Annotated in this window: 22 protein-coding genes and 1 tRNA gene; 16 read left to right on the top strand and 7 right to left on the bottom strand. The window is 72.4% G+C overall.

The features are described from left to right. Positions 1-28: 28 nt before the first annotated feature. The 7 genes from ACZ43H_RS13100 (at position 29) to ACZ43H_RS13070 (ending at position 5605) form a co-directional block, all read left to right on the top strand. Positions 29-595, top strand: coding sequence for an NYN domain-containing protein (locus ACZ43H_RS13100; RefSeq protein ID WP_464583399.1), 567 nt, complete (start codon positions 29-31; stop codon positions 593-595). Between the two features lie 88 nt (positions 596-683). After that, positions 684-1631: a PLP-dependent cysteine synthase family protein gene (locus tag ACZ43H_RS13095; protein WP_464583397.1), complete on the top strand. Its 948-nt coding sequence runs from the start codon at positions 684-686 to the stop codon at positions 1629-1631. Positions 1632-1711: 80 nt separating this feature from the next. Continuing rightward, positions 1712-2566: a glutamate racemase gene (murI, locus tag ACZ43H_RS13090; protein WP_464583395.1), complete on the top strand. Its 855-nt coding sequence runs from the start codon at positions 1712-1714 to the stop codon at positions 2564-2566. After that, positions 2563-3330, top strand: a complete 768-nt coding sequence (locus ACZ43H_RS13085; RefSeq protein WP_464583393.1) for an MBL fold metallo-hydrolase — start codon at positions 2563-2565, stop codon at positions 3328-3330. Before murI ends, ACZ43H_RS13085 begins: the two co-directional genes overlap by 4 nt. Positions 3331-3510: 180 nt before the next feature. Further along, the gene (locus ACZ43H_RS13080) at positions 3511-4047 is read left to right on the top strand and encodes a SigE family RNA polymerase sigma factor (RefSeq protein WP_464583391.1); all 537 of its coding nucleotides are present in this window, start codon (positions 3511-3513) and stop codon (positions 4045-4047) included. Next, the gene (locus ACZ43H_RS13075) at positions 4044-5177 is read left to right on the top strand and encodes a hypothetical protein (RefSeq protein ID WP_464583389.1); all 1134 of its coding nucleotides are present in this window, start codon (positions 4044-4046) and stop codon (positions 5175-5177) included. Before ACZ43H_RS13080 ends, ACZ43H_RS13075 begins: the two co-directional genes overlap by 4 nt. Before the next feature lie 206 nt (positions 5178-5383). Next, on the top strand, positions 5384-5605 hold the full coding sequence (locus ACZ43H_RS13070) for a hypothetical protein (RefSeq protein ID WP_464583387.1): 222 nt from the start codon (positions 5384-5386) through the stop codon (positions 5603-5605). A 145-nt stretch (positions 5606-5750) separates the two neighbouring features. Here the strand turns inward: ACZ43H_RS13070 and ACZ43H_RS13065 are convergent, their stop codons facing one another. Next, positions 5751-6416: a response regulator gene (locus ACZ43H_RS13065; RefSeq protein WP_464583386.1), complete on the bottom strand. Its 666-nt coding sequence runs from the start codon at positions 6414-6416 to the stop codon at positions 5751-5753. Continuing rightward, positions 6413-7579: a sensor histidine kinase gene (locus tag ACZ43H_RS13060; RefSeq protein WP_464583384.1), complete on the bottom strand. Its 1167-nt coding sequence runs from the start codon at positions 7577-7579 to the stop codon at positions 6413-6415. The genes ACZ43H_RS13065 and ACZ43H_RS13060 overlap by 4 nt, the downstream gene beginning before the upstream one ends. 131 nt (positions 7580-7710) lie before the next feature. Here ACZ43H_RS13060 and ACZ43H_RS13055 point away from each other — a divergent pair, with 131 nt between their 5' ends. From ACZ43H_RS13055 to rdgB, 4 genes are all read left to right on the top strand, one after another. Beyond that, complete coding sequence (locus ACZ43H_RS13055) at positions 7711-8628, top strand: ABC transporter ATP-binding protein (protein ID WP_464583382.1); 918 nt, start codon at positions 7711-7713, stop codon at positions 8626-8628. Continuing rightward, positions 8625-9437, top strand: a complete 813-nt coding sequence (locus ACZ43H_RS13050) for an ABC-2 transporter permease (RefSeq protein ID WP_464583380.1) — start codon at positions 8625-8627, stop codon at positions 9435-9437. The genes ACZ43H_RS13055 and ACZ43H_RS13050 overlap by 4 nt, the downstream gene beginning before the upstream one ends. A gap of 123 nt (positions 9438-9560) precedes the next feature. Further along, the gene (gene rph / locus ACZ43H_RS13045; RefSeq protein WP_464583379.1) at positions 9561-10283 is read left to right on the top strand and encodes a ribonuclease PH; all 723 of its coding nucleotides are present in this window, start codon (positions 9561-9563) and stop codon (positions 10281-10283) included. A gap of 10 nt (positions 10284-10293) precedes the next feature. Beyond that, complete coding sequence (gene rdgB, locus ACZ43H_RS13040; RefSeq protein WP_464583377.1) at positions 10294-10911, top strand: RdgB/HAM1 family non-canonical purine NTP pyrophosphatase; 618 nt, start codon at positions 10294-10296, stop codon at positions 10909-10911. Positions 10912-11012: 101 nt separating this feature from the next. Here rdgB and ACZ43H_RS13035 read toward each other — a convergent pair whose 3' ends face one another. From ACZ43H_RS13035 to bcp, 3 genes are all read right to left on the bottom strand, one after another. Further along, positions 11013-11603, bottom strand: coding sequence for a TMEM175 family protein (locus ACZ43H_RS13035; protein WP_464583375.1), 591 nt, complete (start codon positions 11601-11603; stop codon positions 11013-11015). Between the two features lie 45 nt (positions 11604-11648). Beyond that, positions 11649-11722, bottom strand: a tRNA-Leu gene (locus ACZ43H_RS13030). A gap of 11 nt (positions 11723-11733) precedes the next feature. Next, entirely contained in the window at positions 11734-12207 is a 474-nt protein-coding gene (gene bcp, locus ACZ43H_RS13025; RefSeq protein ID WP_464583373.1) for a thioredoxin-dependent thiol peroxidase, read from the bottom strand. 128 nt (positions 12208-12335) lie between these two features. Here bcp and ACZ43H_RS13020 point away from each other — a divergent pair, with 128 nt between their 5' ends. From ACZ43H_RS13020 to ACZ43H_RS13010, 3 genes are all read left to right on the top strand, one after another. Then, positions 12336-12584, top strand: coding sequence for a DUF3618 domain-containing protein (locus tag ACZ43H_RS13020; protein ID WP_464583371.1), 249 nt, complete (start codon positions 12336-12338; stop codon positions 12582-12584). A gap of 88 nt (positions 12585-12672) precedes the next feature. Next, entirely contained in the window at positions 12673-12972 is a 300-nt protein-coding gene (locus tag ACZ43H_RS13015) for a GroES family chaperonin (protein WP_464590817.1), read from the top strand. Between the two features lie 53 nt (positions 12973-13025). Continuing rightward, positions 13026-15464 (top strand): penicillin acylase family protein, encoded by a 2439-nt coding sequence (locus ACZ43H_RS13010; RefSeq protein WP_464583369.1) that lies wholly within the window; start codon positions 13026-13028, stop codon positions 15462-15464. Positions 15465-15483: 19 nt separating this feature from the next. Here ACZ43H_RS13010 and ACZ43H_RS13005 read toward each other — a convergent pair whose 3' ends face one another. Both ACZ43H_RS13005 and ACZ43H_RS13000 read right to left on the bottom strand, forming a co-directional pair. Then, positions 15484-17592, bottom strand: a complete 2109-nt coding sequence (locus ACZ43H_RS13005; protein ID WP_464583367.1) for a PI-PLC domain-containing protein — start codon at positions 17590-17592, stop codon at positions 15484-15486. Between the two features lie 90 nt (positions 17593-17682). Beyond that, positions 17683-18210 carry a DUF5994 family protein gene (locus ACZ43H_RS13000; protein WP_464583366.1) on the bottom strand — a complete coding sequence of 176 codons (528 nt, stop codon included), beginning with the start codon at positions 18208-18210 and terminating at the stop codon, positions 17683-17685. A gap of 128 nt (positions 18211-18338) precedes the next feature. Between ACZ43H_RS13000 and ACZ43H_RS12995 the strand changes: the two genes are divergently transcribed. Then, on the top strand, positions 18339-18788 hold the full coding sequence (locus tag ACZ43H_RS12995; RefSeq protein ID WP_464583364.1) for an SRPBCC family protein: 450 nt from the start codon (positions 18339-18341) through the stop codon (positions 18786-18788). Between the two features lie 12 nt (positions 18789-18800). Next, on the top strand, positions 18801-20393 hold the full coding sequence (locus ACZ43H_RS12990; protein WP_464583362.1) for a phytoene desaturase family protein: 1593 nt from the start codon (positions 18801-18803) through the stop codon (positions 20391-20393). Positions 20394-20403 lie beyond the last annotated feature (10 nt).

The following is a 20403-nucleotide window of genomic DNA, read 5'->3' as shown; positions in this document are numbered from 1 at the left end:
CGGGCCCGGCGAACCGTAGAGTTCACGAATGGACTCGTCTGCGACCGGCCGCCGCACCTTCGTCCTCGTCGACGGCGAGAACATCGACGCCACCCTCGGGTCCTCGGTCCTGAACCGGCGCCCGGCCCCGGACGAGCGGCCCCGCTGGGAGCGGGTCACGGCGTACGCCGAGGCCATCTGGAACCAGCCTGTCACCGGGCTCTTCTTCCTCAACGCCTCCACCGGCCAGCTGCCGACGTCGTTCGTCCAGGCGCTGCTGGCCATGGACTACCGGCCCGTCGCGCTGTCGGGCCGTGCCGACCAGAAGGTCGTGGACATCGGCCTGCAGCGCACCCTCGAGGCGCTCGTCGACCGCGACGCCGATGTCCTGCTGTGCAGCCACGACGGGGACTTCGTGCCCCAGATGCAGGCCCTGCTCGGCTCCGGCCGCCGGGTCGGCGTCATCGCGCTGCGGGAGTACACCAACGCCCAGTTCACCGCGCTGGGGCTTCGGATCCACGACCTCGAGGACGACGTGCACGCCTTCAACGTGCCGCTGCCGCGGGTGCGGGTCATCCCGCTCGACGAGTTCGACCCGGAGCTGTTCCTGCGCTGACGCGGGGCTGTTCCTGCGCTGACGAGGGCCGGTCTCGCCGACGCGGCCGCCGCGGAGGACGCCTCCGCCGCGGTGGCATGCTGGATCCATGCGTTTCGACAACCTGCTGGCCTCCGTCGGCAACACCCCGCTGGTGGGGCTGCCCCGGCTCTCGCCGACCCCCGAGGTCCGGCTGTGGGCCAAGCTGGAGGACCGCAATCCGACCGGCTCGATCAAGGACCGCCCGGCCCTGAAGATGATCGAGCAGGCCGAGAAGGACGGCACCCTCCGCCCCGGCTGCACGATCCTCGAGCCGACGTCGGGCAACACCGGCATCTCGCTGGCGATGGCGGCCAAGCTCAAGGGCTACCGGATCGTGTGCGTGATGCCGGAGAACACCTCGGAGGAGCGCCGCCAGCTGCTGCGCATGTGGGGCGCCGAGATCGTGTCGTCGCCGGCCGCCGGCGGCTCCAACGAGGCGGTGCGGGTCGCCAAGGGGATCGCCGAGGACCACCCCGACTGGGTGATGCTCTACCAGTACGGCAACGCCGCGAACTCCCTCGCCCACGAGGAGGGCACGGCCCCCGAGATCCTGGCCGACCTGCCGTCGGTCACACACTTCGTCGCCGGGCTCGGCACCACCGGCACCCTGATGGGCGCCGGCCGCTTCTTCCGGCGCGCCAAGCCCGAGGTGCGGATCGTGGCCGCCGAGCCGCGCTACGGCGAGCTCGTCTACGGCCTGCGCAACCTCGACGAGGGCTTCGTCCCCGAGCTGTACGACGCCGACCTGATCGACGCGCGCTTCTCGGTGGGTCCGCGCGACGCCGTACGCCGGGTGCGCGAGCTGCTCGAGCTCGAGGGCATCTTCGCCGGCATCTCCACCGGCGCGATCCTGCACGCCGCGCTCGGCCAGGCCGCCAAGGCGGTCAAGGCCGGGGAGCCGGCCGACATCGCGTTCGTGGTCTGCGACGGCGGCTGGAAGTACCTCTCCACGGGCGCCTACGAGGGGACCATCGACGACGCCGAGGATCGCCTCGAGGGCCAGCTCTGGGCCTAGTCGCCTGCACTCGACCGTGACGGTCGTCTCCGGTGACGTGCGCCGCGATGCCTGCCAACCGGGGGAGTCTCCCTCTAGCCTTGGCTCTTGTGTCCGCCCTGCCCAGTCCCGACGAGTGCAGCCCCGAGACCCGTGACGCGCCCATCGGCATCTTCGACTCGGGGTTCGGGGGGCTGACCGTCGCGCGGTCGGTCATCGACCAGCTGCCGCACGAGTCGATCGTCTACGTGGGCGACACCGCCCGCCAGCCCTACGGCCAGAAGCCCATCGGCGAGGTGCGGGAGTACGCCCTCGAGTGCCTCGACCACCTCGTGGACCGGGGCGTGAAGGCGCTGGTCATCGCCTGCAACTCCGCCAGCGCCGCGATGCTCCGCGACGCGCGTGAGCGGTACGACGTCCCCGTCGTCGAGGTGATCCTGCCTGCGACCCGGCGCGCGGTGGCGGCCAGCCGCACCGGCCGGATCGGCGTCATCTGCACCCGCGCCACCGCCGAGTCGATGGCCTACGACGATGCGTTCGCGGCCGCGCCCCACGTCGACCTGACGATCCAGGCCTGCCCGCAGTTCGTGGACTTCGTCGAGCGGGGCATCACCGGCGGCGACGAGCTGCTCGCGCTCGCCCACGAGTACCTCGACCCGCTGGTCTCCCGCAGTGTCGACACGCTGATCCTCGGCTGCACGCACTACCCGTTGCTGACCGGCGTGATCTCCTACGTCATGGGCGACAACGTGACCATGGTGAGCAGCGCCGAGGAGTGCGCCAAGGACGTCTACAAGATGCTGGTCCGCACCGGCCTGATGCGCGAGGGCGGGGAGCCGTCGTACGACTTCCTCACCACGGGTGCCCCCGAGGAGTTCGAGACCATCGGGCGACGCTTCCTCGGCGCGGAGATGGTGGCCGCCTCGCAGTTCGCCGGCGGACGGGTGCTGCGATGAGGCTGACCATCGTGGGCTGCTCGGGTTCCTACCCCGGGCCGGACTCCCCGGCGAGCTGCTACCTGCTCGAGGCGGAGCACGACGACGGCACCGGTCCGCGGACCTGGCGGATCCTGGTCGACCTCGGCAGCGGGGCGCTCGGCGCCCTGCACCGGTACGCCGACCCGCTCGGCATCGACGCGGTCCTGCTCAGCCACCTGCACGCCGACCACTGCTTGGACCTGTCCGGCTACTACGTCCTGCGCAAGTACCACCCGACCGGGCCGCAGCCGCGGATCCCGGTGTGGGGGCCGGTCGGCACCGCCGACCGGATGGCCCGCGCCTACGACCTGCCGACCGACCCGGGGATGCGGGAGGAGTTCGACTTCCGGACCTGGGACGGGCCGATCCAGGTCGGCCCGTTCGCGGTCGAGCCGGTCCCGGTGGACCACCCGGTGCCCGCCTTCGGGATCCGGGTCAGCGCCGACGGCGCCACGCTCGGCTACAGCGGCGACACCGGCCCGTGCCCCGGCTTCGACGCGGTCGCGAAGGACGCCGACCTCCTGCTGGCCGAGGCGTCCTTCCGGTCGGTCGACGAGAACCCGCCGAACCTCCACCTCACCGGCACCGAGTGCGGCGACGCCGCGACCCGCGGAGGGGCCCGGCGGCTGCTGCTCACGCACGTGCCCCCGTGGCACGACCCCCAGGAGGCCCTCGCCGAGGCCCGCGCGACGTACGACGGACCGGTGTCGCTGGCCCGGGCCGGCGACGTGCACGAGCTCTGACCTGGGCTTCGACCCCGCGATCTCGCGCTGCGGGGCGTCGATCACGCACACCGTGGAGTGCCGTGTCGAGTGCAGAGGGCTGAGCACGTCGGCGACGTCTGTCTGGCCGACAGTCCAAGATTTCTGGGGCTTCGATGCGTCATACAGGTGGAGGATGGTGAGACGGCCCGAGGAGCGGTGATGACGATCCGGAGTCAGGGGGACATCTCGGCCTTCTCGGAGCTCGTCGCGACGCGGTCGCCCGCCCTGCTCCGCACGGCCTACCTGGTCGTCGGCGACCGCCAGCTGGCCCACGACCTGCTCCAGGAAGCGCTGGTCAAGACCTACGTCGCGTGGCCGCGGCTGCGCGACGTCGCGAAGGCCGAGGCCTACGTGCGCCGCACGATGGTGACGACCGCCATCTCGTGGCGGCGGCGCCGCTCCTTCCACGAGCGCCCGGTCGAGGTGGTTCCCGAGGTCTGGCAGGTGGACCCGTCCGAGCAGCTGGCATCCCACGACGACGTGTGGTCGCAGGTGTGCGGTCTTCCGTCCAGGCAACGAGCAGTCCTGGTCCTGCGGTACTACGAGGACCTGTCCTACGCGGACATCGCGGCGGTGCTCGGCTGTTCGATGGGCACCGTGGCGAGCCAGGTCTCCGAGGCCCTGAACACCCTTCGTCAGCGGATCTCACCCGAGTCCGCAGCCTTGCTTCCGGACGATGAGGCGGTGACGCGATGAACACGCTGCGCGAGGCGTTCGAGCGGCGGGCCGGCGGCGCTGGCCCCCTTGGCCTCGATCTCGACGAGCTCATCGGCCTGGGCGAGCAGCGGCTGCGTCGGCGCCGGCGGATCACAGTCCTCAGCGTCGCGGCAGCGGTCGCCATCGCCGCGGTAGCGGTCGGCCTCACAGCCCAGAACGGCACCGGGACGTCAGGCCCCGCGCCCGTCGACCACCCCCCGCGCGAGGAGACGTCGTCGCCGCGCCAGATCGTCTACAGCGACGCTGGGCAGGGGCCGGACCACACGGGCACCATCCACCTCGGGGACCGGATGGTCGAGATCGGCAGCGGCTTCGTGCACCTGGACGTGACCGATGACGGAGTCGTCTACAGCACCGGCGGCTACCTGGACGACGGCCGGGTCTGGTTCACGGACGGCGGCAGCCCCGAGCAGATCGGCTCCGGCGCCTGCGCCGCCGCACACGGGTCGGGCGACACCGTCGTGACGGGCAACGCCGGCTCCCTGGCTGCCTGGTTCGACTGCACGCCTCGTTCCTCGGGGGCGCTCGTCGTCTTCGACACCAGTACAGGGCGCGAACTCGTGAGGCGACAGGTCGCCGAGTGCGGGTCATCCCATCCGTGCGAGCCCGAGGCGATCGTCGGTGACCGCGTCTACTTCACGCGGGGTTCTCTCGACGTGTCGACCGGCCGGCTGAGCAAGGGTCGCTCGTACGGCCAGGACGTCCGGAACCAACCACGCGGCCTGGTCATCGGCGACTCGTGGCAGACCGGCAGGCCCACCGGCGGGATCGGCCAGCCGTTCTGGGTGGACGGATCCCGACTCGTCCCCGTCGACAAGCTGTGGGCGCGTGAACCGGTGCCGGCTGCAGCCTTCGACAGCGTGACCCAGCAGCCGGTGAGGCTACGCCTGCCTCGCGGCTACCAGGCCCAGCACGACGAGCTCGGGCGGGGCGACTTCTGGCTCTTCGAGTGGCTCGACGACGACGCCGTCGCGCTGGTGGGCTGGGACCAGGCCCCCCGCTCCGGCGACATCCTGACCTGCCGGCTCTCGACCGGACACTGCGAGGTCGCCGTCCCCGGTCACAACGGGTCGGGACGCGTCGTCGCCAACAGCGGACTGCCCGGCTGAGCACCTGGAGCGACCATGACCCGACACCGGTCCCGATGGGCGATCCTGATCGTGGCCACGCTGCCCTGCCTCTGGGCGGATGCCGCGACACCCCGGACACAGGGCCGCCGCACCCGGACACCGCGCCGTCCTCACCCGAGGATGGCCCGCTCGAGCCAGGTGACTACGCCCTCACAGCCAATGGCGTGGCCTGCGTCTCGAGGGGAGTGGACGTCGCAGGTTGTGAAGACCGCGCCTTCGACATCTTCACCACCGGTCCCGGTGGCTGGTACCTCGAGGCCTCCCACGAGCACGCGCGCATCTGGATCCTCGACGTGGACGGCGAGCGCGTCGACCTGGGTTGGGTCGCAGTGCCCGGGGTGACCCGCGGCCAGATGGACGACCTGACCGACATGGTCGAGTCGGCCCGCTTCGTCGACGCAGGATGATCGGGCCAACAGAGCTGATCCACACGACGTTCCCCGAGACGTCATACGTGGTGGCGGCCAGGCCGACCGGCACGTACGACGTCCCGTCGGAAGCGCGCCCCGCTCATCGGCTGACGAGTGTGCTCGCCCGAACAGGGACACCCAGTCAGACCAGCCCGGCGTCGTGGACGCAGATGGCGATCTGCACGCGATTGGTGACCTGCAGCTTGTCGAACAGCCGGGACACGTGCGCCTTGACCGTGGGGACGGAGAGGTAGAGCTCGCCCGCGATCTCGGCGTTGCTGAGCCCCCGACCGACGGCGAGCGCGACGTCGCGCTCCCGGTCGGTGAGCAGCGCCAGCCGCCGCTCGGCGTCCGCGACCCGCGCCGTGGCACCGGCGTCGGGCTCGTCGCCGCGCAGGCGACGGATCAGGGTGCGCGTCACGGACGGCGACAGCATCGGTTCGCCATCGGCCACCTTGCGGATCGCGTCGAGGATCTGCGGCGGCGGCGTGTCCTTGAGCAGGAACCCGTCGGCGCCGGCCGCCAGGGCGCCCACGACGTGGTCGTCGGCGTCGAAGGTCGTCAGCACGATCACCCGGGGCGGCTCCGGCTGCAGGTGCAGCTCGCGGGTGGCGTCCAGCCCGTTGAGCATCGGCATCCGGATGTCCATGAGCACCACGTCGGGCCGCAGCTCCCCGACCAGCGCCACGCCGGAGTGGCCGTCACCGGCCTCGCCGACGACCTCGACGTCCGGCTGTCCGCCGAGCATCAGGGTGAGCGCCGAGCGGACGAGGGGATCGTCGTCGACGATGAGGACCCGAGTCGTCATGCGGCCCACGGTATCCACGCGCGCAGCACGAACGTCGATCCCTCGCGGTGGTGGTCGAGTCGACCGCCGCGCAGCTGGGCGCGCTCCGCGAGGCCGATCAGGCCCAGCCCGGCTCCGGGGGTGCTGCTGGCCCGGAAACCGAGCGGGTTGCGCAGCACCAGCTCGATGCCGTCGTCGGGGGAGCCGCTGACGTGGATCGTCAGCAGCGCGCCGGGCGCGTGCTTGCGCACGTTGGTCATGCCCTCCTGCACGATCCGGTAGACCGTCCGCCCCACCACCTGCGGGACCGGGATGCCCCCGTGGTCGAGGCGGTCGGCGTACTCCACGTGCAGGCCGGAGCGCCGGGCCTCCTCGACGAGGCACGGCAGGTCGTCGTACGTCGGCTGCGGCGCGTTGAGCAGCTCGCCGGTCTCGGTGTCGCGGAGCACCCCGAGCACGCCGCGCAGGTCGGTGAGCGCCTCGTGGGCCTTCTCCTGGATGACCGCGGCGCTGGACCGCATCTCCTCGGCCGTGAGGTCGTCACGGAAGGAGAGTGCTCCCGCGTGCATCGAGATCTGGGAGATCCGGTGCGCGAGCACGTCGTGCATCTCCCGGGCGATGCGCGCGCGTTCGGTGCTGCGGGCCTGGCCGACCCGCAGCTCCTGCTCGGACTCCGCGCGCTCGGCACGGTTCTTGAGGGTCCAGATCAGCTCGCGCCGCGACCCGATGTACATGCCCCAGCCCAGGACCGCGGCAGTGAACACCAGGGTGACGGTGAGCGTCAGCCAGGCCGGGTCGGAGCTGTTGACCGGCTGGACGACCACGACCGTCTGCCCGGCCACGACGTTCACGACCCCGACGAGCGCGACCTGCCAGATCCGCCGCCGGGTCGCCAGCGACACCGAGGCGAGGACGGCCGGGCCGGCCGCGATGCCCGAGAACGCACTGAGCCCGGCGGTCAGCAGCGCGACGGGGAGCGGCCAGCGGCGGCGGTAGAACACCAGCACGAACGCAGCGGCGCCCAGCGCGAGGTCCAGGGCCAGCAGCCCCGGGTGGTCGTGCACCTGGTTGACCGCCAGGGGTCCCCAGGCGATGGCGACCACCACCAGCATCCCCAGGACGCGCCAGGCCTGGCGCCCGCGGGTCAGCGCGGGCTGGTAGTCCTCGGGCGTCGGTCTCTGCACGAGCAGAAGGCTAGGCCGACCGCGGTCGAGGACGCAGGATGCCCCGGTCTCGGCGGCACCCCTACTTTGGTCAGCCCGGTCCGATCCTCAAAGCCGATGCCGGACTGCCGCCGGTGCGACAGGCTGACGCCATGATCAAGGTCGAAGGACTCACCAAGACGTACGCCGGCTTCACGGCCGTCGACGACGTGAACTTCGTCTGCCAGCCCGGGACGGTGACCGGGTTCCTCGGCCCCAACGGGGCGGGCAAGACGACGACGATGCGGATCATGGTCGGCCTCACGCCGGCCAGCCGCGGGGAGATCACCATCGGTGGCCTCCACTACAAGGACATCCCCAACCCGGGTCGCCACGTGGGCGTCCTGCTCGACGCCTCCGCGCAGCACGCCGGCCGCACCGGCCGTGAGGTGCTGACCCTCGGCGCCCGCACCATGGGCCTCCCGGACTCGCGCGTCGACGAGATGCTCGCCCTCGTGTCGCTGGACGACAAGGAGGCCAAGCGCCGGGTCCGCAACTACTCGCTCGGCATGCGGCAGCGCCTCGGCATCGCCCACGCCCTGCTCGGCGACCCGTCCGTGCTGATCCTCGACGAGCCGGCCAACGGCCTCGACCCGGCGGGCATCCGCTGGATGCGCGGCCTGCTCAAGGGGTACGCCGAGCGCGGTGGCACGGTCCTGCTCTCCAGCCACCTGCTGCACGAGGTGGAGATCATCGCCGACGAGATGATCCTCATCGGGCGGGGCCGGATCGTCGCCCAGGGCGACAAGAAGTCGCTGCTCGCCGGTGCCGCCGGTGGTGCTGCGACCTTCGCGACCGCGCTGGACAACGAGTCGCTGGCGCTGGGCCTGAAGGAGAAGGGCTTCGCCGTCTCCTCCGCGGGCGACGGCCTGCGGGTGGAGGTCGAGCCGGTCGAGGTCGGCCGGGTCGCGGCCGAGCGCGGCATCGTCCTGACCGACCTGCGGTCCGCCGACGGCGGCCTGGAGGACCTCTTCCTCTCGCTGACGGCCGACACCCAGCGCGAGACCATCACCGAAGGAGCGTCCGCATGAGCGGCCAGACCATCGCCCCGACCGCCCTGCCGACGCTCGACGTGTCGGGGACGCCGGGCATCCCGTTCTCCACCCTCGTCCGCGTCGAGTCGCGCAAGATGGCCGACACGCGCGCCGGCCGATGGCTGCTGATCTCCATCGCCGCGCTCACGGCGCTGGTGCTGGTGATCCAGCTCGCGGTCGTCCTCACCCAGGACCTGGTCGTCGACTTCAGCGACTTCCTGATCGCCATGAACACGCCCATGGGCGTGCTGCTGCCGGTGCTCGGCATCATGTCGATCACCAGCGAGTGGAGCCAGCGCACCGCGATGGTGACCTTCTCGCTCGAGCCGTCGCGGCTGCGGCTGGTGGCGGCGAAGTTCGTGAGCACGCTGCTGATCGCCCTCGCGGCGGTCGTCGTCGGCATGGTCCTGGGCGTCGTGGCGAACCTGCTGTACGGGGCTCTCTCGGGGAACACCGTGGTCTGGGAGGTCAGTGCTCTCCAGGTCTTCTGCTACTTCCTGCTGCACGTCTTCGGGATGGCGACCGGCTTCGCCTTCGGCATGCTCTTCCTCAACACCGCCGCCGGCATCGTCGTGTACTTCGTCTACTCGTTCGTGCTGCCCGGCCTCTTCCAGCTGGGTGCGTCGCTGATGGGCTGGTTCGGGGACCTGCAGCCCTGGATCGACTTCAACGCCGCCCAGAACGCGCTGGTCCAGGGCGACCCGACGGGCTCGGACTGGGGTCACCTCGCGGTGTCCGGGCTGCTGTGGCTGGTGCTGCCGCTGACCGTCGGCGTCTGGCGGGTGCTGAGGGCCGAGGTCAAGTAGGCCGCACCGGCCACCAGGCTCCGGGCGGGTCCGACTCCCACGGGGGTGAGCGGGCCCGCCCGGTCTCGTGCCCGGCCCCGGTCGGTGCCCGGCCGGAGTCGGCTCCCGGCTAGGGTGCCGGTCATGACGACACGTGCCGACGGCCGCGCCGACGACGAGCTCCGACCGATCACGATCACCCGCAACTGGCTCGACCACGCCGCCGGCTCGGTCCTCGTCGAGTTCGGGAGGACGCGGGTGCTGTGCGCGGCCTCCGCCTCCGAGGGCGTGCCGCGCTGGCGCAAGGGGTCCGGCCTCGGCTGGGTGACCGCGGAGTACGCCATGCTCCCCGCCTCCACCAACACCCGGTCCGACCGTGAGTCGGTCAAGGGGCGCATCGGTGGGCGCACCCACGAGATCAGCCGCCTGATCGGGCGCTCGCTGCGTGCGGTCATCGACTACAAGGCGCTCGGCGAGAACACCATCGTGCTCGACTGCGACGTGCTCCAGGCCGACGGCGGCACCCGCACTGCGGCGATCACCGGCGCGTACGTCGCGCTGGCCGATGCCGTCACCCACCTGCGTGCCGCCGGTGCGCTGAAGGGCGAGCCGCTGACCGGCTCGGTGGCCGCGGTCAGCGTCGGCATCATCGACGGCGTACCCCGCCTCGACCTCCCCTACGAGGAGGACGTCCGCGCCGAGACCGACATGAACGTCGTGATGACCGGCGACGGGAAGTTCGTCGAGGTGCAGGGCACCGCCGAGGGCGTCGCCTTCGACCGTGCGGAGCTCGACGCGCTGCTGGCGCTGGCCGAGAAGGGCTGCGCGGACCTGACCCGGCTGCAGTCCGAGGCGCTGTCGCAGTGAGGAGGACGCTGTGAGTGAGGTCTTCCTCGCCTCGCGGAACCGCAAGAAGATCGAGGAGATGGAGCGGATCCTGGGCGAGCACGCTCCCGACCTCCACGTGCTCGGCATCGACGACGTCGACCACTACGACGAGCCGGTCGAGGACCAGCCGACCTTCGAGGGCAACGCGCTGCTCAAGGCCCGGGCCGGGTTCGAGGCGACCGGGCTGCCGTCGCTGGCCGACGACAGCGGGCTGTGCGTCGACGCCCTGAACGGCATGCCGGGGGTCCTGTCCGCCCGCTGGTCCGGCACCCCCAAGAGCGACGCCCGGAACAACGAGCTGCTGCTCCAGCAGCTCGCCGACGTCCCCGACGACCGGCGCGGCGCTCACTTCGCCTGCGCGGTCGCCTTCGTCCACGCCGGGGGCGAGGAGGTCGTCGAGGGCCGGATGCCCGGCCACGTGATCCGTGAGCTGCGGGGGAGCGGCGGGTTCGGGTACGACGTCCTCTTCGTCGCCGACGAGCACGCTGCCGAGGGCCTCACCTCGGCCGAGCTGCCCCCGGGCGAGAAGGACCGGATCTCCCACCGGGGCCGGGCGCTGCGCGAGATCGCGCCCCTGGTCGCCGGGGTCGTCACCGCCCGGGCCTGAGGCTGCTCCGCTTCTTGTAACGCTCCGTTAGGGGCTCTGGAACCCCGCTACAGCGGAGCACCAGAGTCCCTAACGGAGCGTTACAAGTGGTGGGAGGCGCGTCAGTCGGTGAGGCCGTGCTCCACGACGTACGACTCCAGCCGCCGGTCGGGGACCAGCCAGATCGCGGCGACCGCAGCGTAGAAGATCAGGGCCGGCCAGCCGACGAGGGCCGCGGTGAGGATGCCGGCGAGGTAGATGAACGGTGACGCCTTGCCCTTGAGGTCGCGGCCCACCGCCTCGCGCAGCAGCCCATCGGGACCTTCGGCCCGGAAGATCGCCAGCTGCAGGACGTAGTAGGCGATCGCCGCGGCCAGCAGGTTCACGCCGTAGACCACCAGGGGAGTGCGGGCCAGGTCGGTCTCGTCCATCCACGCGGTGGTGAACGGGTAGAGCGAGAGCCAGAACAGCAGGTGCAGGTTCGCCCACAGCACGCCGCCGTCGATGCGGCGCACGAGCTGGAACATGTGGTGGTGGTTGTTCCAGTAGATCCCGATGTAGACGAAGCTCAGCAGGTAGGTCAGGAACCCGGTCGCCGAGTCACCGAGGTCCTCGAGGTGCGCGCCCTCGGGCACGTGCAGCTCGAGCACCATGATCGTGATGATGATCGCGAGGACCCCGTCGCTGAAGGCCTCGAGTCGGCTGGTGCGCATGGGTCGATGATGACAGGCCGCGCCCCTCGGGGGGACGTGGGTGAGTGCGCCCGGAGAGACTCGAACTCTCACTGGCCACGACCTAAACGTGGTGCCTCTGCCAATTGGGCTACGGGCGCGGGGGCCTGGCTCAGGCTGCGTCGAGCCCCAGGTCCTTGCGCAGCTTCGCGACGTGGCCGGTGGCCTTGACGTTGTACTGCGCGAGCTCGATCTTCCCGTCCTCGTCGACGACGAACGTCGAGCGGATGACGCCCTCGACGACCTTGCCGTAGAGCTTCTTCTCGCCGAAGGCGGAGTAGGCCGTCATCACCGACTTGTCCACGTCGGAGAGCAGGGTGATGGTGAGGCCGTCCTTGTCGCGGAACTTCGCCAGCTTCTCCGGCTTGTCCGGGGAGATGCCGAGCACCTCGTAGCCCTGCGCCTTGAGCGAGTCCAGCGAGTCGGTGAAGTCGCACGCCTGCTTGGTGCAGCCGGGCGTCATCGCGGCCGGGTAGAAGTAGACGATCACCTTGCGCCCGCGCAGGTCGGCGAGGCTGACCTGGTTGCCGGCGTCGTCGGGCAGGGTGAAGTCGGGCGCGGTGTCACCGGGAGAGAGCCGTTCCATGCTCCGAACACTAGGACATCCGCCGAGGGGCTCCACGGGGTGATGGCGGGGAGACCGCGGGTGACCCGGGTGGTGGCATCCGCGGGGACGCCGACCGGGCCGACCTGACCGGTTGGTAGCCTTCGCGGGTGAGCAACGAGATGTCTTCCCTCGAGCGCGAGATCGAAGAGACGCGCCAGCACCTGGCGACCACGATCGACCAGCTCCTCTACCGCGCGCACCCGAAGACGATCGTGAGCCGCGAGGTCAGCAGCATCAAGGCCCACTACGTCGACGTCGAGACCGGGCAGCCCCGCACCGACAACATCCTCAAGACCGTGGGTGGCGTCGTCGGCGTCATCGCGGTCTTCGTGGTGATCCGCAAGGTCGTCCGCTGACCCCTGGGCCCGCCGCCTCCCGGCGTCCAGCCCGCGTCCACCCCCGTCGAGAACCAGAAGCGCCGTGACCGACAAGACCCCCATCAAGATGCTCCACGACCGAGTCCTGGTCGAGGTCGACCGTGACTCCGGTGAGCGTCGCTCCTCCGGCGGCATCGTGATCCCCGCGACCGCCGCCATGGGTGCCCGCCGCCTGACCTGGTCGAAGGTCGTCGCGGTCGGGCCGCACGCCCGCGCCGTCGAGGTCGGCGACCGGGTGTTGTTCGACGCCGAGGACAAGGCCGAGGTCGAGGTGCACGGCGAGCTCTACATCGTGATGCGCGAGCGTGACGTGCACGCGGTGGCCGCCGACCGGCTCGGCGACGAGCCCACCGGCCTGTACCTCTGACGCGCCGGGGCCGCCGCCCATAACCCGCGCCTCCGGGCGGCGTTGGGTAGAACATGTTCTCCCGCCTGACCGGCCTGGTGGCCGCCGGCCTGCTGCCGCTCGGGGTCCTCGCGATCCCCGCGGACGCGGCGCCCGTGAAGACGCCGGCCGCGCCCCTCACCGCCGTCCACCCCGCGCGCGACGCGCACCGCTACACCGCCACCATCCGGCGTACCCCGCACGGCATCCCGCACATCACCGCGGACGGGTGGGGCTCGCTCGGCTTCGGCAGCGGGTACGCCGCCGCCGAGACGTCGACCTGCACGCTGGCGGACACGCTGGTGACGGCGCGTGGCGAGCGGTCCCGCTGGTTCGGCCCGCAGCACCGCTACAACGACCAGGTCACGCTCGACGCGTCCAACCTGCAGGTCGACGCGTTCGTGACCGACCTCCGCAACCGGCACGTGGTGGAGAAGCTGCTGAAAGACCCGGTGGCCGGCCCCGGCCGGCAGGCCCGGGCGATGGTGCGTGGCTACACGGCCGGCGTGAACCGCTACGTCGGGAAGGTCGGCCCGCGGGGCGTGACCGACCCTGCCTGCCACGGCGCGGGCTACCTGCGCGAGAAGGCGACCCCCCTCGACCTCTGGTACGGCGTCTACCTGGCCAACCTGCTCGCCTCCAGCGGCGTGTTCGTGAAGGAGATCGTGGACGCCGACCCGCCCACGGTGGACGACCCGGGCCTTCCGGACCCGGTCGCCGGTGCCGTCGACCGCGACGCGCTGCTCGCCGCGCTCGGCCGCGACCCGAGCACGCCGTTCGGCTCCAACGCGACCGCCGTCGGCGGCGACGCCAGCACCACCGGACGGGGGATGCTGCTCGGCAACCCGCACTTCCCGTGGCGCGGCCGCTACCGCTTCACCCAGCAGCAGCTGACGATCCCGGGGAGGTACGACGTCGCCGGCGCCTCGCTGATCGGCTCGCCGGTCGTGAACATCGGGTGGAACCGGGACGTCGCCTGGAGCCACACCGTGTCCACGGCGTACCGCTTCACGCCCTACGAGTACAAGACGGTCGGGCCGGGGACGACGTACCTCACCGATGCGGGCCCGCAGGAGCTCGAGCACCGCACGGTGCGGGTGACCGTGCGCAGGAAGGACGGGTCGCTCGGCAAGGTCGAGGAGGATCTCTACCGCACGCCGCAGGGCTACGTCCTCGACGCCCCCGCGGTCCTGATGCCCTGGTCGACGACCAGCGTGTGGGCGATCCGTGACGCCAACGCCGAGCAGCTGCGCACGATCGACACCTTCCTGGACATGGGCAAGGCCCACGACGTGCGGGACCTGCTGCGCCGTCAGGACGCCGGGGGCGGCATGCCGTGGGTGAACACGACGGCCGCCGACCGCCGTGGCGACGTGCTGTACGCCGACCACTCGGTCGTGCCGAACGTGCCCGATGCCCTCGCCCAGCAGTGCATGACGCCGACCGGCCGGGTCCTCGACCAGGTCGCCGGCCTGCCCGGGCTCGACGGCACGTTCGCCGACTCCTCGTGCACGTGGGGCACCGACGCCGACGCGGAGCGGCCCGGAATCTTCGGGCCGGAGAACCTCCCCTCGGAGGTCCGACGCGACTGGGTGATGAACGCCAACGACTCCTACTGGCTGCCCAATCCGGCCCAGCCCCTCGAGGGGTACGCCTCGATCATCGGCTGCGAGCGGTGCGAGCGGACCATGCGGACCCGGATGGTCTCCCACTACGTCCTCGACCGGCTGGCCCGCGGCAGGCTGGAGTCGCCCGCGACGCTGCGCGGGCACGAGCACGAGAACCGCGTGATGGCCGGCGAGGTGATGCGGACGAACGGCGACCTCGACGCGGTGTGCGACCAGACCGGTGAGACCGAGGCCTGCCGGGCCCTGCGCGCGTGGGACGGCCACTCCGACAAGGGGTCCCGCGGCTACGCGATCTTCGAGGAGTTCATCTCGCGGCTGCCCACGACCCCGGTCGACGTGCCGGGCGCGGACCCGGTCTGGCGCACGCCGTTCGACCCCGAGGACCCGCTGGACACGCCGCGGGACCTGAACACCGCGAACCCCCAGGTCGTCCAGGCGATGTCGGACGCGATCGCGTCGCTGCGGGAGCGAAGGATCCCCTTCGACGCGCGGTGGGGGTCGCTGCAGGTCGCGGGGGACCGGGGCGCCCCAGCGGTCCCCCTCGGCGGCGGCACCGGTGACGCGGCGGGCAACGCGAACGCCCTCGCATCGCGGTGGGCGCGGGACAACACCGACCACCTGCGTCCGGTCACCTACGGCTCCTCGCACATCCAGGCGATCTCCTTCCTCGACGGCGGCCGCGTCGACGCGCGCACGATCCTCACCTACGGGCAGGCGGAGGATCCGCACTCGCCGTGGTCGAGCGACCAGACGCGGCTCTTCTCGCGCGAGCGTTGGGTGCACTTCGCCTTCACGCCCGCGCAGGTGCGCCGGCAGGCGGTGACCACGCAGGTCGTCCGCGACTGACCCGCGTCGGCCGCGTCGATCAGTCGAAGCCGTTGAGCGCGTCGACCGCGGGCATCAGGCCGCCGAGGTCGTAGAAGTCGACCGCGATGAAGTTGGGGATCTGGCCGCGCTCGGCCCGGCACTGCTCGAGCCGGGGCAGCAGCACGTCCAGGGCGTTGACCTCGGCCGAGCGGCTGACCTCGGCCGTCTTGTCGGAGATCCAGTGGTTGACCAGGAAGAGCGGGGCATCGGCGGGGCCGCGGTTCGCTGCACAGCTGAAGTCAGCCGGCCGGCGGAACAGGAACGGCGTGTCCTGGACGACCTCGAAGCCGTCGATCAGCCAGGGGTGCGCGGTGCCCCCGCCGTGCCGCTCCATGAGGAGGACCAGCCGGTGACCCGACCCGACCATCGAGCCCAGGGTCGGCCAGCGGCCGTCCGGGGCGGGCGTGTACACGAAAGGCAGCAGCCCCGCCTCGCGAACCAGCTCGGCGGTGTCGGCCGGGCTCACCTCGTCCTGGATGAAGAACGTCACGACCTCCCGGGGGTGCGCGACCAGCCAGGCGCGGACCTGCTCCATCAGCGGCAGCCACTCGGTCGAGCCCAGGGCGCACAGCGCGTGGCACAGGTAGAGGCCGACCGGGCCCCGGGGTTCCAGCCGGGCGGCCTGCCGCAGGCGCAGCGCGCTCTCCACCGCCGCCGGCCCGAACGTACGACGCGCCTCGTCGAGCGCGGCCTCCCGGCTGGCGTCGGTGTTCACGACGATGCCCGGCCGATCGGTCTGCTGGCCGTACCAGCTGTCGACGAGCAGCACCCGTACCCCGTGGTCGAGCTGGCTGATCACGCCGTCGGGCTGCTCGGCGAAGAACCAGCCGGGCTGGTCGGCGGCCGACATGGCATTGTGCGTCGCCGGGAAGGCCACCTGGTCGTAGCGGCGCCCGCACAGCTCGACGTGCCCGTTGCAGGCGGCGCCGTCGCCCTGGGCCGCAGCGGCCAGCCCGTCGTCGGTCGGCAGCACGGCGACGACGTACCCGCCCACCAGGAGCGCACCACCGGCGATCCCGGCGACCACCTGGACGGTCCGGCGGTGGGCGGCGCCGGCCGCCGATGACCGGCGACGGTCGCCCCGGGCCGCCACGAGCTCGACGAGGGACGACACCAGGCTCGGGACGGCCAGCACGACCAGGGACGCACCGGCCACCGCCAGCACGATGCGGGCGACCTCGAGCGGCTGCAGGACCAGGGCGGCGCCCAGGGCGAGCAGTGCCACGGCGTGGCCAAGCCGCCGCCCCGGATCGGGCTCGGGATCGACGATCCACGAGGTGGCGCCGCGCAGCAGGGCCCGCGGCCGCAGGTCGACCCCCGGTCGCGCGGTGAGCGCCACCGCGGCGCCGCCCACGACCAGCAGGCCGGCCGCGGTCCAGAACGCGCCGGAGAGCTCGCTCCACACGGCACGGCTCAGCGCGCCCGACAGCGTGTCCGTGTCCGCGCGGTCGGCCAGGAAGCCGGTGACCACGAGCAGGGCGGCCAGCACCACGCCCGACACGACGAGCCCGCGACCGACGTACCGGACCGCGCGTCGGACCCGCCCCGACGCCGCGCCGAGCAGCCCGGCACCGGCGAGGAGCAGCAGGCCCAGCAGCGGGGCCAGGACGGCGAGCCGGTCGGCCAGGTGCACCTGCCGGAGGCCCTCGGCGGTCTGCTGCTGACCCGCGAACTCGGAGAGCCGCACGTCGAGCTGCGCCGGCAGCGTCGCCCGGATCTCCGGGGAGAGCGTGGTCGCGGTCGCGACGACCAGGGCCGCGACGTCGGCGAGGCGGAGGACGACCGAGCCCTCGTCCCCGCCGAGCGCACGGTAGGTCGGGGCGACCGCGATCCGGACCAGCGGCCCCAGCGCGGGGCTGGCGACCGTGCTCTGCGCGGTCGCCTCGATCAGCGGCCGGATCGCGGTGAGGTCGGGCTCCGCGGCCAGGACCCGGTCGGTGAGCAGGAGCCCGAGCTGGCGGGAGACGTGCTCGTCGGTGCGGACCGCGTCCACGTGCTGCTCGAAGCGGTCCGCGTCGAGCAGCTCGTGGCGCAGGACCCCCGCCACCGCGCCCACGACCAGCAACGCGACACCGAGCGTGCCCAGCAGGCGCGACACGATCCTCACGGTCCGAGTGTGGCAGCGGGACGCCGCTGCGTCTCCTGCCCGACGGCCCGGTCCGGACAGCCGCGGCGGTCGGCCCGGGCCCGGGTCGGGTCAGCGGTGCGAGGGTGCCACCGGGTCGGGTCCCCAGTAGTTGCCGCCGTCGTCGCTCCAGACCTCGTCCTCGGCGGTGTGGTCGTTCGCGACGCTGCGCAGGAGCTCGTCGGCGTCGGCCAGGTTCCCGGCCTCGGCCGCCCGGTGCATCATCAGGTTCGCGCTCGCCGTCTCGGTGTCGGCAGGGACCACGAGGAGCCGCACGACCCGTCGGGTCGCGAGGTTGACCAGCACCACGTGGGTGTCGTCGCGAGGGAAGGACCCGATCTTGATGCTGCCGCGCCGCGTCGTGACCCGCCGCGCCACGTCGGCCCAGTCGGGGCGGGAGTAGACCAGGTGGTCGACCCGTCCCCGGGGGAAGTGGTCGACCAGCTCGGCGACCTCGCGCTGCAGGTCGTCGGACCGGGGCCACCAGGCGCCGTCCAGCGGGCCGTGCCCGAGCTCGTCGGCGAGCTCCAGGCGCAGCGGCGACGAGGCGCCGGTGAGGGTCTCGGTCAGGGTGGGAACGGGTGCGTACGACGTCGTCATGACGTCCGCCTCTCGACCCGCCGAGGTGGCTCCGGCGGAGCCCGGTGGCGGGTGGTTGTCCCCAGCCTACGTCGGAGGTCGCGACGACGACCGGGAGTCGCCGGGGTCCTGCTGGGTACGTTCGCGACATGAGCCGTAACACGCGAACGATCTCCACCACCCCCGAACGGGTGTGGGCGGTGCTGGCCGACGGTTGGCTCTACCCGCTGTGGGTGGTGGGCGCGACCCGGATGCGCGAGGTGGACGACGCCTGGCCCAGGGTGGGAGCGAAGATCCACCACTCGGTCGGGGTCTGGCCGATGGTGCTCGACGACAACACCGAGGTCCTCGAGTGCGACCCGGGCCGCCGGCTCAAGCTGCGGGCCCGCGGCTGGCCGCCGGGGGAGGCGGACGTCGAGCTGACGCTGCGCGAGGTGCCGGGCGGCACCGAGGTGGAGATGCTCGAGGACATCACCGCCGGGCCGGCCAGGATCGTGCCCAAGCCGGTGCGCGCACCCATGATCACGTGGCGCAACAGCGAGAGCCTGCGCCGGCTGGCGTTCCTCGCCGAGCGCCGCGCGGCGCGACAGCAGCAGTGAGGGCGGCGACGCGTGCGCACTGAGTACGACGCCGTCGTCATCGGGGCCGGACCCAACGGCCTGTCCGCGGCCAACCACCTCGCCGACGCGGGCTGGTCGGTCCTGGTCCTCGAGGCCCAGCCCGAGGTCGGTGGCGCCGTACGCAGCGCCCGGGACGTGCATCCCGACTTCGTGCACGACACGTTCAGCTCGTTCTACCCGCTGGCGGCGGCCTCGTCGGCGCTGCTCGACCTCGACCTCGAGAGGCACGGCCTGACCTGGCGGCACGCGCCAGCGGTGCTGGGCCACCCCACGCCCGACGGTCGCTGGGCCCTGCTGCACCGAGACCGCGAGGTCACCGCGAGCCTGATGGACGAGCAGCACCGCGGCGACGGCGCCGCCTGGCTCGAGCTGTGCCACGCGTGGGACCTGATCGGCGACCAGGTGCTCGGCGCCTTCCTCTCACCCTTCCCCCCGGTGCGCCCCGGGGTCGCGGCGCTGGCCCGGCTGCCGCGCGTGGGCGGGCTCGACTTCGTCAAGACGCTGCTCACCCCTGCTGTCGACCTCGGTCGCAACCGCTTCGGGGGCGAGGCGCCGCGCCTCCTGCTCGCGGGGAACGCCGGCCACGCCGACATCCCGCTCGACTCTCCGGGCTCGGGCCTGATGGGGATCCTGATGAGCATGATGGGCCAGACCGTGGGCTTCCCGGTCCCCCAGGGCGGGGCGGGGGAGCTCTCCCGGGCCCTGGCCAGGCGGCTGGCCGCGGCGGGTGGCGACATCCGGTGCGGCGTCGAGGTCGGCGAGGTCGTCGTCCGCGGAGGCCGCGCGGTCGGCGTACGCGCCCGGGACGGTGAGCCCTTCACCGCCCGCCGCGCCGTCGTCGCCGACGTCGCCGCCCCGCACCTGTACGGCGGCCTGGTGGCCGCCGAGGACCTGCCCGGACGCACCCTGCACGCGATGCGCGACTTCCGGATGGGCCCGGGCACCGTGAAGGTCGACTGGGCCCTCGACGGCCCCATCCCGTGGGCGTCCGCGCCGGCACACGCACCCGGCACCTTCCACGTGGCCGACTCGGTCGAGCAGATGAGCACGGCGCTGAGCCAGGTGGCCGCCCGCCACGTCCCCGCCGAGCCGTTCCTGCTCGCTGGCCAGATGACCACGACCGACCCCACCCGCTCGCCGGCCGGGACCGAGTCGGTCTGGGCCTACACGCACGTCCCGCAGGAGACGGCCGGCGACGCCGGGGACGGCTCGGTGCGCGGGGTGTGGGACGACGGCGACTGCCAGCGCTTCGCCGACCGCATCCAGGAGCGGATCGAGAAGCTGGCGCCGGGGTTCGGCTCGCGCGTGCTGGCCCGCCGGGTGCTCGGGCCGCGGGAGCTCGAGGCGCGCGACGCGAACCTGATCGGCGGGGCGCTGGACGGGGGCACCGCCCAGCTGCACCAGCAGCTCGTGTTCCGGCCGGTGCCCGGGCTCGGCCGGGCCGAGACCCCGGTCCGGAACCTCTACCTCGGCTCCTCCTCGGCCCACCCGGGCGGCGGCGTGCACGGGGCCGCCGGACGCAACGCGGCGCGGGCCGCCCTGGGCCACGCGCGGCTGCGACGTCTGACCCTGCGGCGGCCCTGACCGGCTTCCG

It is taken from the genome of Nocardioides sp. DN36 (assembly GCF_055380375.1).
The sequence above is the reverse complement of the archived record's forward strand: the minus strand, read 5'-3'. Positions and strand labels throughout refer to the sequence as shown.

Bases quoted from the DNA above. Each gene is read 5' to 3' on its own strand.
- ACZ43H_RS13075 (WP_464583389.1), top strand. From the start codon at position 4,044: ATGAACACGCTGCGCGAGGCGTTCGAGCGGCGGGCCGGCGGCGCTGGC.
- ACZ43H_RS13095 (WP_464583397.1), top strand. From the start codon at position 684: ATGCGTTTCGACAACCTGCTGGCCTCCGTCGGCAACACCCCGCTGGTG.
- ACZ43H_RS12995 (WP_464583364.1), top strand. From the start codon at position 18,339: ATGAGCCGTAACACGCGAACGATCTCCACCACCCCCGAACGGGTGTGG.
- ACZ43H_RS13050 (WP_464583380.1), top strand. From the start codon at position 8,625: ATGAGCGGCCAGACCATCGCCCCGACCGCCCTGCCGACGCTCGACGTG.
- ACZ43H_RS13035 (WP_464583375.1), bottom strand. From the start codon at position 11,603: ATGCGCACCAGCCGACTCGAGGCCTTCAGCGACGGGGTCCTCGCGATC.
- ACZ43H_RS13080 (WP_464583391.1), top strand. From the start codon at position 3,511: ATGACGATCCGGAGTCAGGGGGACATCTCGGCCTTCTCGGAGCTCGTC.
- ACZ43H_RS13055 (WP_464583382.1), top strand. From the start codon at position 7,711: ATGATCAAGGTCGAAGGACTCACCAAGACGTACGCCGGCTTCACGGCC.
- rph (WP_464583379.1), top strand. From the start codon at position 9,561: ATGACGACACGTGCCGACGGCCGCGCCGACGACGAGCTCCGACCGATC.
- ACZ43H_RS13015 (WP_464590817.1), top strand. From the start codon at position 12,673: ATGCTCCACGACCGAGTCCTGGTCGAGGTCGACCGTGACTCCGGTGAG.
- ACZ43H_RS13065 (WP_464583386.1), bottom strand. From the start codon at position 6,416: ATGACGACTCGGGTCCTCATCGTCGACGACGATCCCCTCGTCCGCTCG.
- ACZ43H_RS13100 (WP_464583399.1), top strand. From the start codon at position 29: ATGGACTCGTCTGCGACCGGCCGCCGCACCTTCGTCCTCGTCGACGGC.
- bcp (WP_464583373.1), bottom strand. From the start codon at position 12,207: ATGGAACGGCTCTCTCCCGGTGACACCGCGCCCGACTTCACCCTGCCC.
- ACZ43H_RS13000 (WP_464583366.1), bottom strand. From the start codon at position 18,210: ATGACGACGTCGTACGCACCCGTTCCCACCCTGACCGAGACCCTCACC.
- ACZ43H_RS13010 (WP_464583369.1), top strand. From the start codon at position 13,026: ATGTTCTCCCGCCTGACCGGCCTGGTGGCCGCCGGCCTGCTGCCGCTC.
- ACZ43H_RS13085 (WP_464583393.1), top strand. From the start codon at position 2,563: ATGAGGCTGACCATCGTGGGCTGCTCGGGTTCCTACCCCGGGCCGGAC.